At 52.3% G+C, this 12,942-nt stretch carries 14 protein-coding genes and 1 pseudogene; 5 read left to right on the top strand and 10 right to left on the bottom strand.

Features of this window, described 5'->3' with window-relative positions; translation table 11 throughout:
* Positions 1–459 precede the first annotated feature (459 nt).
* Positions 460–684, top strand: a complete 225-nt coding sequence (locus tag BUB67_RS12945) for an FmdB family zinc ribbon protein (RefSeq protein WP_073239839.1) — start codon at positions 460–462, stop codon at positions 682–684.
* Positions 685–718: 34 nt separating this feature from the next.
* Here the strand turns inward: BUB67_RS12945 and BUB67_RS12940 are convergent, their stop codons facing one another.
* From BUB67_RS12940 to BUB67_RS12925, 4 genes and pseudogenes are all read right to left on the bottom strand, one after another.
* The gene (locus BUB67_RS12940) at positions 719–1,909 is read right to left on the bottom strand and encodes a BsuPI-related putative proteinase inhibitor (RefSeq protein ID WP_073239838.1); all 1,191 of its coding nucleotides are present in this window, start codon (positions 1,907–1,909) and stop codon (positions 719–721) included.
* A 183-nt stretch (positions 1,910–2,092) separates the two neighbouring features.
* Complete coding sequence (locus BUB67_RS16970; protein WP_073239837.1) at positions 2,093–2,311, bottom strand: cytochrome c biogenesis ResB family protein; 219 nt, start codon at positions 2,309–2,311, stop codon at positions 2,093–2,095.
* A gap of 122 nt (positions 2,312–2,433) precedes the next feature.
* A pseudogene (locus BUB67_RS16965) lies at positions 2,434–2,532 on the bottom strand (ammonia-forming cytochrome c nitrite reductase subunit c552); the annotation flags it as partial.
* Positions 2,510–2,854: a NapC/NirT family cytochrome c gene (locus BUB67_RS12925; RefSeq protein ID WP_073239836.1), complete on the bottom strand. Its 345-nt coding sequence runs from the start codon at positions 2,852–2,854 to the stop codon at positions 2,510–2,512. The pseudogene BUB67_RS16965 and the gene BUB67_RS12925, both read right to left, overlap by 23 nt.
* Before the next feature lie 219 nt (positions 2,855–3,073).
* Between BUB67_RS12925 and BUB67_RS12920 the strand changes: the two genes are divergently transcribed.
* The 3 genes from BUB67_RS12920 to cooS all read left to right on the top strand — a co-directional run bounded on the left by BUB67_RS12920 (position 3,074) and on the right by cooS (position 6,755).
* Positions 3,074–3,832: a class I SAM-dependent methyltransferase gene (locus tag BUB67_RS12920; RefSeq protein ID WP_073239835.1), complete on the top strand. Its 759-nt coding sequence runs from the start codon at positions 3,074–3,076 to the stop codon at positions 3,830–3,832.
* A gap of 12 nt (positions 3,833–3,844) precedes the next feature.
* Entirely contained in the window at positions 3,845–4,528 is a 684-nt protein-coding gene (locus BUB67_RS12915) for a Crp/Fnr family transcriptional regulator (RefSeq protein ID WP_073239834.1), read from the top strand.
* 103 nt (positions 4,529–4,631) lie between these two features.
* Positions 4,632–6,755, top strand: a complete 2,124-nt coding sequence (cooS, locus tag BUB67_RS12910; protein WP_073239833.1) for an anaerobic carbon-monoxide dehydrogenase catalytic subunit — start codon at positions 4,632–4,634, stop codon at positions 6,753–6,755.
* A 125-nt stretch (positions 6,756–6,880) separates the two neighbouring features.
* Here the strand turns inward: cooS and BUB67_RS12905 are convergent, their stop codons facing one another.
* From BUB67_RS12905 to nrdR, 6 genes are all read right to left on the bottom strand, one after another.
* Positions 6,881–7,189, bottom strand: coding sequence for a carboxymuconolactone decarboxylase family protein (locus BUB67_RS12905; protein WP_073239832.1), 309 nt, complete (start codon positions 7,187–7,189; stop codon positions 6,881–6,883).
* Between the two features lie 72 nt (positions 7,190–7,261).
* Entirely contained in the window at positions 7,262–7,522 is a 261-nt protein-coding gene (locus BUB67_RS12900) for a TM1266 family iron-only hydrogenase system putative regulator (protein WP_238457054.1), read from the bottom strand.
* A gap of 208 nt (positions 7,523–7,730) precedes the next feature.
* Positions 7,731–8,366 carry a 4Fe-4S dicluster domain-containing protein gene (locus tag BUB67_RS12895; protein WP_073239830.1) on the bottom strand — a complete coding sequence of 212 codons (636 nt, stop codon included), beginning with the start codon at positions 8,364–8,366 and terminating at the stop codon, positions 7,731–7,733.
* A gap of 30 nt (positions 8,367–8,396) precedes the next feature.
* Positions 8,397–8,942 (bottom strand): anaerobic ribonucleoside-triphosphate reductase activating protein, encoded by a 546-nt coding sequence (gene nrdG, locus BUB67_RS12890; RefSeq protein ID WP_073239829.1) that lies wholly within the window; start codon positions 8,940–8,942, stop codon positions 8,397–8,399.
* Positions 8,943–8,966: 24 nt separating this feature from the next.
* Entirely contained in the window at positions 8,967–10,997 is a 2,031-nt protein-coding gene (gene nrdD / locus BUB67_RS12885; RefSeq protein ID WP_073239828.1) for an anaerobic ribonucleoside-triphosphate reductase, read from the bottom strand.
* A gap of 2 nt (positions 10,998–10,999) precedes the next feature.
* Positions 11,000–11,473, bottom strand: coding sequence for a transcriptional regulator NrdR (nrdR, locus tag BUB67_RS12880; protein WP_073239827.1), 474 nt, complete (start codon positions 11,471–11,473; stop codon positions 11,000–11,002).
* Positions 11,474–11,758: 285 nt separating this feature from the next.
* On the opposite strand from nrdR, the gene splB reads away from it, so the two are divergent.
* A complete protein-coding gene (gene splB / locus BUB67_RS12875; RefSeq protein WP_073239826.1) occupies positions 11,759–12,817 on the top strand; it encodes a spore photoproduct lyase in 1,059 nt (352 codons plus the stop codon).
* Positions 12,818–12,942: the final 125 nt, after the last annotated feature.

The following is a 12,942-nucleotide window of genomic DNA, read 5'->3' as shown; positions in this document are numbered from 1 at the left end:
GGGGAAGGAAGAGGGATGACCCGAAAGGTGAAGCAACTCTTCAAGCGGCTGGACGGAAAGATTTCTGTACACAACGGGTTGACCCGTTTCAAACAGGAATCGTTTTACTCTGTCTGGCATGACTTGAAGCACCTTGCTTTATCAAGTAGGTGACCCCGTTTAGCCGGAGTACGGGAACAACCGGTAGGCCGCATCTAACAGATCGCGGGAAGCAGAGCCGCAAGGCTTTCGCTGGACGGTCAACGCAAGACGGAAACCCCCGTGGTTTTCCATATGGCCGCGTTTTGTGCCCGTAAAGCGCTGTTTTTCCGTCCGGGTGAGACTCCTGGGGCCGAGGCCCCCTGTCACCCCAGGGAAAATTTTTCATGGAGGTGTAAAGCCTGGTCATGGGGGGCCGGGTTTACAAAAATCTAACTATTGTTAGGTATTGTAAACTTTTTTGAACCAGGTGTTTGATCCATGCCTATATATGAATTTCGCTGCGGTAAATGCCATCACAAGTTTCAAAAACTCTGTGCCATGGGGGAAAACGGTCAAAACCTGACCTGCCCTGCCTGCCAGGCCCCCGGCCCCACCAGGGTCATGTCCGGTTTTATTGTCAATAACCCCGGCGCGCTGGCCGGCAGCCGGGGCGACAGCTGCAAAGGCTGCACTTCCAGCAACTGCAGCGCCTGCAAACATTAATCCCCAGGGGGTTATGAAACCCCTGGGGATTTTTTTAAAGACTCAGACAGCGGAATTCAGCGCTGTCAATACGAATGCGGCTTCGGTTGGTGGCGCGGGGGTCAAAGGTAAAGCGTAATTCCGCGGCCACTGCTGTGGCAGGCACTCGACCGGTGGTAAAGCTAAACAATTCGTAAACCTCATCTTCGATCAAGGCCGGGGAGAAGGGGCCCTGGGGCGCCACGCCTACCACCGTACCGGCCCGGTTGCGGAAGAAGACCTGAACGCCGAAGTTGAAGTTACCCATCCTGGAACCCTCTACATCCTCGGCCACCCGGAAGCTGACCCGGTTGTTGCTGCCCGGAACGATGGCAAAGGTCTGAGACAGGGTGGCCGGTTCGTCCGGGATGTTCCCCATTTCCACCGCAAATCTGCCGGTGAAAGCGACCTCGGAGCGGCGTACGTTGGTGGCGTTCCAATCTCGGGGCTGGGTGGCGCTGATCCAGCTTTCGAAATTCGGGTTCCGCAGCAAGTTTTCTCCGGTGCACTCAATGGGCGGAACAGTTGGGGCAGGTGTAGGGGTGACATCCCCCTCGCGAATCCTGAATCGAATTCTTATAGGAATGTTTTGCAAACCCCGGGCTACATTGAAAGCCTCTAAGACATAGTCCCCGGGTCTCACCTGTCTCCCTAAATTATTCATTTGATCCCAGGTGAACCGATATATTGCATATTGATTTGGTTGGATGGTAACAGTGCCCGTTTGCTGGGTAAAGAAACGCCCCCGGGAATAACGCCAAACCTCTACATTGTCCGCAGCTCTGCGCACAACCAGTTCAAATCGCTGGCCGGTATTATAGCGTAACGTGATGGTCCGGTTACTGATATTTACTTTAAATAAGGTGATCCTTACGCCCTGCCCCTGCCGGTAAACCCGTTGATCCAACATCAAGATATAGAGAAGTCCGTCTACGATTCTTGCTGTATAGGGCCTCCTTCCTACCAGCGCGCGAACAATACTGCTGTATTGCCGGGTTACCTGTTCAGTTTCCCCGGAAGTTTCTTCCGGCGAAGGTGTGGGTGTGGGACTCGGTGCAACAGTATCAGGCACCGTTATTTGCTGACCGACAAATATAAGGTTAGGGTTTGCAATATTATTCAGGCGTTGAAGCTCTTCCACGGTGGTATTAAATCTTGCTGCAATTCCAGAAAGGGTATCCCCCGGTTGAACAATATATACAGCCATCTCTGTCCCTTCCTTTCGGTAAAATAGTCTCTGTGACATCTTATGAAGGAAGGAGCCGGGAGGTTAATAATAGGACAATCGAGTAGAGTAACGTCGTAGTAATTTACTACGGCGTTAGCCCCCTCACAGAACCGTACGTACGGGCCTCGTATACGGCTCTTGATAAACCCTCAGTCACTTCTCTCAAAAGTGATGCAAAATACCAATTTCGGCCAGCCAGATTTCATCGAGTCTCACATACAGGCGCACGGGCAGGGCGATGAGGAAAAGAATAAAGCCGGCCCAAATCAATGGCAAACCGGGGTCTTTTTTTACCTGCAACCCGGTATAGGGTATACGGTTTGTAAAGACTACTTCCTTGTTCAACAGTCTTACCGGTTCACCCAGTTCAGCGATCCCCATGGTAAAGGGAACACCTTGACTAAATACGAAGTACCTGGGCCAGTGGACCTCCAGTTCAAGGCGAGCAGGCCCTCCCAGGAAAATTCTCTCCCCTTCTTCCACTTTAAAGTCAAAACTGCGTTTTTCATGTAAGGCATATGACAATCGGCACAGGAGACCCCGGCCGCATTGTGTACACCGCCCTGGGAAAATTCGTAGTCAGGGTGCTGGGCTTTCAGCAGTTTGGTTGCTGATAACGGTACTATGGCAGCGGTAGCAATTTTCCTGTGTCACCACCCCGCCATGACTGCTTAACTTGATGGGAGCGGGCCAGGTGCCCAGCACCATGTCGACGGTGTCTCGCACACCCACAAAGGCTTTATAGTAGGCGCCTCTGATTACGTCATGGAGGATGTGACAATCACTGCAGCTGGCCACCTCCCTGTATGCGCTGTGACTCCAGGTCTCCACCCACGGGTCCATCAGGTGGCAGGAACCGCAAAACCCCGGACCGTCCAGCTTTCCCTGCAGGGGTGGTATTTGGGTAATCAGCGGGCTGAGCAAAAGTAAGACTCCTATGATAATCAGGAGGTATGTAGCAGGGTTTTATTCATATGTGCCCCCTTTTCTGTTATAGTTTTGACAGCTAATCTGTAGCAAAAAGATTAATTGTATTCATTTATCCCCCATGATTGCCATATTTTTCTCCTTCTATTACAATGAAAACAACCGCTGAGAAAAAATTGCGGGGGCACAATATTAATAAAAACATTGAGGTGCAATATGTATAAAGACCTGAGCCAGTATTACGATGATATTTTTCCGGCGGGAGAAGAACAGTTAAAATTTTTCCGGCAGGTCTTTGGCGACCTTGGTGTCAGCCGGGTTTTGGACCTGGCCTGCGGTTCGGGGAATTATTCGCTGGAGTTTGCCAGGTGGGGCCTCAGTGTGGTGGGCGTGGATTACGAACCGGACATGATTAAATTGGCCCGAGAGAAAGCCCGTAAGGAAGGGCTGGCCGTGGATTTCCGTACCGGGGATATGAGAAATCTGGAAGACATTGAGGGCAAATTTGATGCAGTAATCTGTATCGGCAATTCACTGGTCCACCTGCTAACGGACAAAGACATTATAACCGCCCTTACCCAAATGAAAGAACACCTTTACCACGGGGGTACACTGATCCTGCAAACGGTAAACTACGACCGCATTTTAAAGGGCAACATCACTCAACTGCCGGATATTGTTAACAAGCAGGCAGGAATTATTTTTACCCGGCAGTATGATTTCCGGCCCGACGGCTTGATCGACTTTAAAACCTCTCTGATTAAAAACGACAGCAACGGCAGCCAGCACAGTTTGGGCAGCGGCCAGGTTCCCCTGCGTCCCTTAACCAGGGCGGAATTAGAAAGTTTTTTACATACAGCCGGCTTTGATGAAGTGGAGGTTTTTGGAGGGTTTAACCGGAAGCCCCATGGCTGGGACAGCCAGTCCACGGTAATCCAAACCTTCCGCAGGAGATTCTGCAGCATACGCTGGTAGGGGGAGTTGGTATTGGAGAATAATGTAAAGTATCTAGCAAAGATTCCGCTGTTTTACGGTTTGCCCGAAAGTCAGTTGCGGGAAATCTCCAACCTGCTGCTGGAGCGCAGCTATCAAAAAGGCCGCTTCATCTTTATGGAGGGGGAACCGGGGGAAGCCCTCTACATTTTAAAATCCGGTTTAATTAAACTTACCAGGAGGTTGGAAGACGGCCGGGAACACATTCTGCATTTTGTGAACCCCGGCGAGGTCTTTGCGGAAGTGGTCCTGTTTGACGGCGGAAACTACCCTGCCACCGCTGAAGTACAGGAGGATTGCGTGGTGGGGGTCCTGCGCAACCAGGACATTGAAAGGTTGATCAGTCAAAACCCCGGTATCGCTGTGGAGATGCTGCGTATCATGTCCCGGCGCCTGCGGGCCGCTCAGGAAAAAGTTATGAATTTGGCCCTTCACGATACCGCCCGGCGACTGGCCTATACCCTGATTAAAATGGCCGAAGAACATGGCATTCAAAAACCCGGGGGCACCCTGATTAACTTTAACCTCACCAACCAGGAACTGGCCAACCTCACCGGCAGTACCCGGGAAACCATCAACCGGATGTTAAACAGTTTCAAGCGGGCCGGCGCCATTGACGTGGACCGGCAGCAAATTATGGTCCTGGACAAAAATAAATTAGAAAATTTATTGAAATAACAAAGGCATCGTGTTCATCACACGGTGCTTTTCATTTATCTTCATTGCATAATTGTCCCTTCACTGGGAATAATCAGACCAGAAAATCATAAGGGGGGTCATTATGTCTGATAAGAACAATGAAAACTACGATACCCTGATACACAACAGCGATCCCACCCACCGGGCCGACACCAACGATCCCGGCGCTCACCGGGACCGCAACAAGACCGAAGTGCCCTATGATTACCGGAAGTTTGAGCCTTCGCCCCGGGGGGAAGAGCTGTACCGCTGGCAGCGGGAGCATATTAAAAAGGATGATCAGTCCAGGGAGGGTTACCCTTTAAATGTCATTGTGGACCCGGCCATGCGGGAAATGTACCAGGTGGTGCACAACCAGGGATTAACCAATGTTTTTGACCGTTTTTCTGAGCAGCAGCCCCAGTGCAACTTCTGTGCCCCCGGCCTTTCCTGCCAGCTCTGCGCCAACGGTCCTTGCCGGATTAGCAAGAAGGCCCAGCGAGGCGTTTGCGGTGTCGACGCCCACGTGATGGTAGCCCGGAATTTCACCTACCGTCATACCACCATCGGCACGGCAGCTAACTGCTACCATGCCCTGCAGGCGGCCCGTACCTTGAGAGCGGCCGGTTCCCATCCGGAAAGCGGCCTGACAATCCGGGAACCGGAAAAACTGAAGAAATATGCTCACTTTCTGGGTATGGACACCAACAAGCCCATCGAACAGTTGGCGGTGGAATTTGCCGATTTCTTTATTGAAGACATCCACCGGCCCCATTTCCAGGCATCCAAACTGGTGGAAGCCTTTGCCCCGGCACGCCGTAAGGAACTGTGGCGGAAGCTGGGCCTCTTCCCCGGCGGCGCCTTTTCCGAGGTGGGCTTTGCCCAGACCAAGTGCATGACCAACCTGGGCGCCGACCCGGTGGATTTCCTGCTGACCTGCGTGCGCCTGGGAGTGGCCAACGAATTCCAGGGCCTGTGGGCCCTTGACCTCCTGCAGGAGATCCTCATGGGAACCCAGGAGATCACCCACCGCAAGATGAACATGGGCCTGCTGGATCCTGCCAAGGTAAACATTATCACCAACGGCCATATGCCTTTGCTGGCCCATGTGGTCATCGACCTGGCCTCCACCGAACAGTGGCAGCAAAAAGCCAGAGAGGCCGGGGCTGCAGGAATTCAGGTGATGGGACACGTCTGCGAAGGCCAGCAGCTCATAAATTACTCCGGCTCCCACAACATGCCCGCCCTGGCCGGCCAGGAAGGCGAATGGCTGTCCGAGGAATACCTGCTGGCCACTGGCTGCGTGGATCTGTTTATGTTTGATTATAACTGCACCGTTCCCACCCTGCCCCTGTTTGCCCGGCGTTTTGGCGCCAAACTGTTGAGTGTGGACCCGGTCATTCGCTTCCCGGACACCGAAGCGCTGGATTTCAAACCGGAGCAGATGAAAAAACAGGCGGAGGAATGCCTGGAGCGGGCCATCGAATCCTTCAAGAAGAGAAAAGCAGAAAACCGCAATGTCTATATACCACCACACGTCAGCGAATGCATGGTGGGCTTCTCCACCGAGTCCGTGAAAAAGGCCCTGGGCGGCAACTGGCAGCCCTTGATTGATCAAATTGCCAACGGCAATATCCGTGGTATTGCCACATTGGTGGGCTGCACCACCGCCAGGTACGGCCAGGGCGGCAGCAATGCCTTCAAACTGGCCAAAGCCCTCATGGAACGGGATGTTCTGGTGCTGTCCGGCGGCTGTGTATCGGCGGTCTTTGAGTATACAGGCCTGTGCCGGCCGGAGGCTGCCAACGAAGCAGGCAACGGATTGCGACAGGTCTGCCGGTCCCTGGGCATTCCCCCGGTGCTGTCCTACGGCGCCTGCGTGGATATCGGCAAAATGACCCACACCGCCATGGAGTTGGCCGATGCCCTGGATGTGGACACCAATGCACTGCCGCTGGTCATTGGCGCCCCCGAGTACCTGGAGCAAAAGGCGGTGGCCGATGCCTGCACCGCCGTGGCCATGGGCTGGCTGGTCCACGTGGCCCCGGTTCCCTCGGTGACCGGCAGCGAAGTGGTGGTAAAAACCCTTACCGAAACCACCGAAACCCTGGGTCTCGGTAAAGTAATGATTGAACTGGATGCGGAAAAGGCGGCCGACATTTATATTGAACATATAGAAAAGAAAAGGGCAGCGCTAGGTCTTTCGGCCAATTTGCCCAAGCCGTAAAAAACAGGCCTGTACCGTTCTCCAGGGTACAGACCTGTAGTTTAAAAATGTAAAAGCTTGTTGACCAAGGCATATTTGAATGGCCATTGGCTTTTGGCTTAGCCTTTGCTTCCAAAAGCAAAAGCCTATTCTTCATAAAGTTCCCAGGCCAGGGACAGGGCGGCCAGAGCTCCCGGTACACCACTGGAGGGAATGGCCAGGAGAATAGCACCTATTACCTCATCCTTGCCGGCCCCTGCCGCTTTAGCCATTTTAATATGTCCCATTAAAGCATCCTGATTTCGCATGGCCGTGGCAATCCCAATGGCCACCAGGTTGGCGGTTTTGGCATCCAGTGAGGAATTTGCCAAAACGGCCTGCCGTAAATGACCGATGGCTGCGGCCACTTCGGGTTTTTCTTCCTGCAATCTCTCCAGCGTTTTCAATAAATCCATTTTCAGCCCCCAACGCTACGTACATGCTGATAAAAAAGAGGTGTTTGCACGACACCTCCTTAACAACACAACCTATGGATTACAAATACCGCTCAGGGCCAGCTTGACCTGAATTTCTCCCAGGCTTTCCAGTTTGCTGACCATGTCCTTAACCACCGCAACGTCGCCGTCCACAACAATGGTAATGACGTATTTATTCTTTTCCCGGTATGGCAGTCCCACCCGGCCCACTATGAGATCCCCGTACTCCGTCAGAATGGCATTTACCTTTGGGGCCAGCCTCGCACGATCTTCCACAACAATGACCACGCCGCCTACACTGTTTTCCATCATGAATCCCCCCTGGTTAATCTAACTTGTTAATTCTAAGGGGTTAATTAGATGTTTATATATAAAAACCTTTTTCGCAAAAATTAAATTTTTATGACATTTTTATTTAAATAAAAAGACTCGGCAAAAAGGCCGAGTTTAACAAAATAAAAGGCGGGTGTGCAATATGCACATGCTCAATTATATGACAACACCCGACAAATGTCGAGAACTATTTTGGTTTATCTTTATTATTTTTCTTTCCGATTCGCTCTAATAAAGCGCCCAATCTCTCTCTCTCCCCGGGGCGCCCTTCTGTCTTCAATAATTCAATGGTTTGCCGAAGCCATTGCAAAGCCCCCTGTTCATCAGTCAGGGAACATACTTCCTCGGCCAGCCTTGGCCGGCGCCCCAGCTTACCGCCCCGCATCACTCTATAACCTTGTTTGCTGATGGTAATGGCGCCGGTCGGACAACACCTGGCACATTTACCGCAATTGAGGCACAGGGAAGGATCAATTTGCGGTCCTTTCTCCCCCAGCAGGATGCCCTGATCCGGGCAGGCTGCCACACACAGACCGCAGCCGGTACAACCTTCCCCCACCTCGGGTACGGCCTGCCCCTGCAGGCCAAAATCCTTAATCTGGGGCTGACTGCAGGAGTTGGGGCAGCCGGCGATGGCCACACTAAAAATATCGTGGTGTTTAGGTTTGGCTCCCCCCAGTCGGGCCAATTGCCAGCCGGTGAAATCCATCTCTTTAAAAAGCTCGGCACAGGCCTTTGCCATTTGTTCCGTATTCACCACAGCGTTGGGACAATCTCTGCATTTTGTGATCTGGTACAGTTCTGTGGCATGAAAATCCGGCATCCCTTTTTTCACCTCCCGCCGCCCGTTTTGCTACCCTTTCACCGGATCATGGACATGATAAATAACCGGATCCCATACAGGCAGCCGCCATTCCACCACTCGACCGGCTTGCCGGCTTTGGGGAATGTCAATCAGCCGCTGATTGGATGAGCCCCTGAAGGCCAGGGCCAGATCCTTTTTATCCTGTTCAAAGGGCCCGTCCACCAGGACATCCACCAGCTCCAACACCGGCAGGTTTTTTATTTCCTCGTACCGGTAGCCGGTGTACAACCAGATATCCAGCCGGGGAAATTGTTTTTTCAACCCGTTAGCCAGGCTGTACACTGCCTCCGGCTGCAGCAGCGGGTCTCCGCCGGAGAAGGTAATGCCCTGGGTAATGGGAGAAATGGTAGCCTTGATTTCCTGCAGGGCTTCCTCGACGGTCACTTCCCTGCCGCCCTCTGCATCCAGCAGTTCTTGATTATGGCAGCCCGGACAGCGGCGGGGACACCCCTGCAGGAACACCACCGTCCGCAGTCCGGGGCCGTCCACCACGCTGTTGGTGACGATGCCCCCCAGGCGAAGTTTAACGGTCAAGGGGATGCACCTCCTAATTCTCACCTAATCCCTTAGATCAAACCCGGAGTGTACCACTCTGTCCTTTAGTTCCGCCACTTTGGCATCGTTAAACCGGTCTACGGTGCTGAGGTAGCCGGTGATACGGCGAACCCGGCGAATTTCCGGGGATTCGCAGCGCGGGCAGCTGTCCTGGTTGATAACACCGGTGACATTGCAGGAAGTGCAATAGTCCACCGGGAAGTTGATGGCGGCATAGCCCATGTCGCTGGCCCGCATGTGTTTGATAATGGCCTCCACAGCCTGGGGATTGTGCAGCGGCGGTGAAGCCATTTCGATGTAACTGATGTGCCCGGCATTGCAGAATTTATGATAAGGCCCCTCCAGAGAGATTTTTTCGAAGATGCCGATGGGATAGCCCACGGGCACATGGAAGGAGTTGGTGTAGTAAGCTTTATCGGTAACACCGGGAATAATGCCAAATTCTTTGCGATCCAGCTTGGCAAACCGGCCCGACACACTTTCTGCCGGGGTGGCCAGCAGGGTATAGTTGAGGTTGTATTGCTCAGCAGCCTCATCAACCTTGCGGCGCAGATAAGAAACGATTTCCAGACCCAGCGCCTGGGCTTCCTCACTTTGACCGTGATGCTGGCCGGTCAGCGCCACCAGGGCTTCGGCCAGGCCGATGAAGCCGGGCGACAGGGTGCCGTGTTTAATCACATCTTCAATGACATCGTCCGGTTTGAGCCCCTGGGAACCCAGATACAGGCCCTGCCCCATGATAAAGGGCATATCCTTCACTTTGAGTTTGGCTTGCACCCGGAAGCGATGATACAACTGGCGGCAGGCCAAATCCAGGGTTTCATCCAGTAACCGGTAAAACTTATCCAGGTTGCGTTCGGCCTTAATGGCAATCCTGGGTAAATTGATGGTGGTAAAGGACAGGTTCCCCCGGCCGTCGGTAACCGCAGGCCCCCGGCGGTTAGCAATTACCCGGGTCCGGCATCCCATGTAACCCACCTGATCGCCGTATTCGCTGTTGAAGGAAGAATCCATAAAGCTAAAGGTGGGATTTAAACGCTTGGAGGATACCCGAATGGCTAACTGAAATAAATCATAGTTAGGATCGCCGGGGTTCAGGTTAATGCCTTCCTTTACTTTGAAGATGATGTTAGGGAAGATGGGGTTTTCTCCCCGTCCCAGACCGGCCTCATAGGCTAACAGCAGGTTTCGGATTACCTTCCGTGCCGCTTCGGATGTTTCAGTTCCCAGGTTCAGGCTGGAGAAAGGCACCTGGGCGCCGGCCCGGCTATGCATGCTGTTCAAGTTATAGATCAGGGCCTCCATGGCCTGGTAGGTCTCATGATCACTGGCATCTTCCACATAGGGTGCAAGGTCACGGTCAAAGAAAGCAAAAGACTGTCCGCCGTGCATGTCGTTTTGAGAACTCTGTAAAATAATTGCGGCTAATGCAGTGGCCGAAGTAGGACGCCTGGGCGGCCGAATATAACCATGCCCGGTATTAAATCCTTCTTTTAGCAATTTTCCTAATGGGATTTGAAGGCAAGTCAAAGTTTTTCCATAAAACTCAAGATCATGAATATGTATATCTCCCCTGACATGGGCCTGGGACATTTCTTCAGGAATTAACCGGCTTAAATAATACTTCTTGCTGGCTGCGCTGGCGATCTGCAGCATCTTGGCGGAGGGTGAGTTCGATACGTTGGCGTTTTCCCGGTTGGTTTCTTCCAGGATTTCCTCCACCGCATCCATCAGGTCGCTTTTGGCCTCCCGCAGGCGGGTCCGCTGGTGACGGTACAAAATATAAGCTTTGGCGGTACGGGCATGACCTGCCTCGATCAGCACCTTTTCCACAATATCCTGAACTTCTTCCACGCCAAATATATGACCGTTATATTGTTTCTTGAGCATTTTCAAGACTTCCAGGGTGAGTTCCATGGCCGTTTGACGGTCTTCACCGCCTACCGCTTTGGCCGCTTTAAAGATAGCGTCGGTGATTTTGGTTTCATCAAAGGCCACTTCCCGGCCGTCCCTTTTCCTAATCTTGGTAAACATCTCTACAGGGCCCCCTTTATCTCCTTACTCTTTAACAGTTTCTCCACTTCCTGGAGAAAACTCTGGATATCACCAAACCGCCGGTAAACCGAGGCAAACCGAATATAGGCCACCTCGTCCAGTTCCAGCAGCCGGTTCATCACCAGTTCCCCCACCACATGGCTGGGTACTTCCAGTTCCATGTGGCTGCGCAGTTCCCGCTCGATGTAATGAACAGTATCTTCAATTTTCTGAAGGGGTACGGGCCTTTTTTCACAGGCCTTCATTAACCCGGCCAGCAACTTGCTACGGTCAAAGACCTCCCGCCGCCCGTCCTTCTTCACCACCACCAGGGGTCGTTCATCCACCCTTTCATAGGTGGTAAACCTTTTACCACACTCACCGCATTCCCTGCGGCGCCGGATACTGTTGCCTTCATCGGCCGGCCTGGAGTCTAACACCCGGCTCTCCGGAAAACTGCAAAAGGGACAACGCACTTACGGTCACCCCCAAGATATAGGGTTTACTTCACAATGGTAATATAATTGTAACAATATGTTGTGGGCAGACTAATTATAAAATACCATATATTGAGAGTCAATGCCGCTTATCAGTAAATTTTACCAATCTATACGGTATGGTTGTTCTTACCTTTCATTTCCTCCCGTTTTTAACATCCATGGAAAAAATAAAAAAACAGGACGCGGGTCCCCTGTTACATAATCCAAAAGACCTGCGAAATACTTAAATAAAATCAAATAAATATGAAAAAGGAAGATATGATGGCAAACACTACACTGAAAAAAAACACAGCAACCAATATTTTTATTCCTAAAAGGGTTTTTATCGAACCGGCGGCTTTGGAGTATGAACTGGGCCGCAGGCTGCGGGACCGCTTCCGGTCCGAGGGGATCCCGGTCACGGTGACCGGCGCCCACAACCGGGTTACCGGCATCCCGGGCAAGACGGCCCAGGAAGCCTTTATGGAAGCCAAGCGCACCCTGGTGGTGGGGATAAGAAGGGGAAAAGAATTTCAAACCTGCAAGCCTTCGGCCCACTACCAGCTCCCTCTGGTGACCAGTTGTCCCGGCAAATGCGAATACTGCTATTTACTGACCAATCTGGGGAAGAAGCCTTATCTCAGGGTATATGTTAACATCGAAGAAATATTAGACAGGGCTAAGTCCTACATAAAAGAGCGCCTGCCCGGAGAAACCGTTTTTGAAGGGGCTGCCACTTCAGACCCCATCCCCGTGGAGCGGTATACCGGCGCTTTAAGGCAGATCATTGAGTTCTTTGGCCGGCAAGAACACGCCCGGTTCCGCTTTGTAACCAAGTTTACCGATGTGGATTCCCTGCTGGATGCCAAACACAACGGCCGTACCCGGTTCCGCTTCAGTCTTAACGCCGAACCCGTCATAAAAAATTTTGAGCACGGTACCCCTTCCATGCAGGAACGGGCAGCCGCTGCCGGCAAAGTGGCCGGGGCTGGCTACCCCCTGGGTTTCCTGGTGGCTCCCATCATACTGTATGACGGCTGGCAGCAGGGTTACAGCGAACTCTTCCAGGAACTGGACCGGGTATTGGACCCTCTGTCCCGACAGGACCTGACCTTTGAGTTTATCACCCACCGCTTTACCCGGCGGGCAAAAAATAACATTAACGAGATCTTCCCCCATTCCCGGCTGGATATGGATGAAGAAAAGCGTCAATTCAAGTACGGCCAGTTCGGTTACGGCAAGTACGTATACCCGAAGGAAAGTCTGGCCGAGGTAAAGGAACACATGGAAAATCTGGTGAACCGGTACTTTCCGGCAGCCAGGGTGGAGTATTTGGTTTAATAAAATTTGTTCTGTGTACATTTAGTGATACTTAAGAAAAGCCGAAGGCCGAGGGCTGAGGGCCGATGGCCATGACCAGAAATAAAGAAGCAAAAAAGAGGCCGGGACTTACTCCCAACCTCTAT

It is taken from the genome of Desulforamulus putei DSM 12395, assembly GCF_900129195.1.
Taxonomy (GTDB): domain Bacteria; phylum Bacillota; class Desulfotomaculia; order Desulfotomaculales; family Desulfotomaculaceae; genus Desulfotomaculum; species Desulfotomaculum putei.
Note: the sequence above shows the minus strand (reverse complement) of the source record. Positions and strands in the feature narration are given on the sequence as shown.

Excerpts from the sequence above, each read along its gene's own strand:
- BUB67_RS12945 (WP_073239839.1), top strand. The coding sequence starts at position 460 with ATGCCTATATATGAATTTCGCTGCGGTAAATGCCATCACAAGTTTCAA.
- BUB67_RS12940 (WP_073239838.1), bottom strand. The coding sequence starts at position 1,909 with ATGGCTGTATATATTGTTCAACCGGGGGATACCCTTTCTGGAATTGCA.
- BUB67_RS16970 (WP_073239837.1), bottom strand. The coding sequence starts at position 2,311 with ATGGGGATCGCTGAACTGGGTGAACCGGTAAGACTGTTGAACAAGGAA.
- BUB67_RS12920 (WP_073239835.1), top strand. The coding sequence starts at position 3,074 with ATGTATAAAGACCTGAGCCAGTATTACGATGATATTTTTCCGGCGGGA.
- cooS (WP_073239833.1), top strand. The coding sequence starts at position 4,632 with ATGTCTGATAAGAACAATGAAAACTACGATACCCTGATACACAACAGC.
- BUB67_RS12905 (WP_073239832.1), bottom strand. The coding sequence starts at position 7,189 with ATGGATTTATTGAAAACGCTGGAGAGATTGCAGGAAGAAAAACCCGAA.
- BUB67_RS12900 (WP_238457054.1), bottom strand. The coding sequence starts at position 7,522 with ATGATGGAAAACAGTGTAGGCGGCGTGGTCATTGTTGTGGAAGATCGT.
- BUB67_RS12895 (WP_073239830.1), bottom strand. The coding sequence starts at position 8,366 with ATGCCGGATTTTCATGCCACAGAACTGTACCAGATCACAAAATGCAGA.
- nrdD (WP_073239828.1), bottom strand. The coding sequence starts at position 10,997 with ATGTTTACCAAGATTAGGAAAAGGGACGGCCGGGAAGTGGCCTTTGAT.
- splB (WP_073239826.1), top strand. The coding sequence starts at position 11,759 with ATGGCAAACACTACACTGAAAAAAAACACAGCAACCAATATTTTTATT.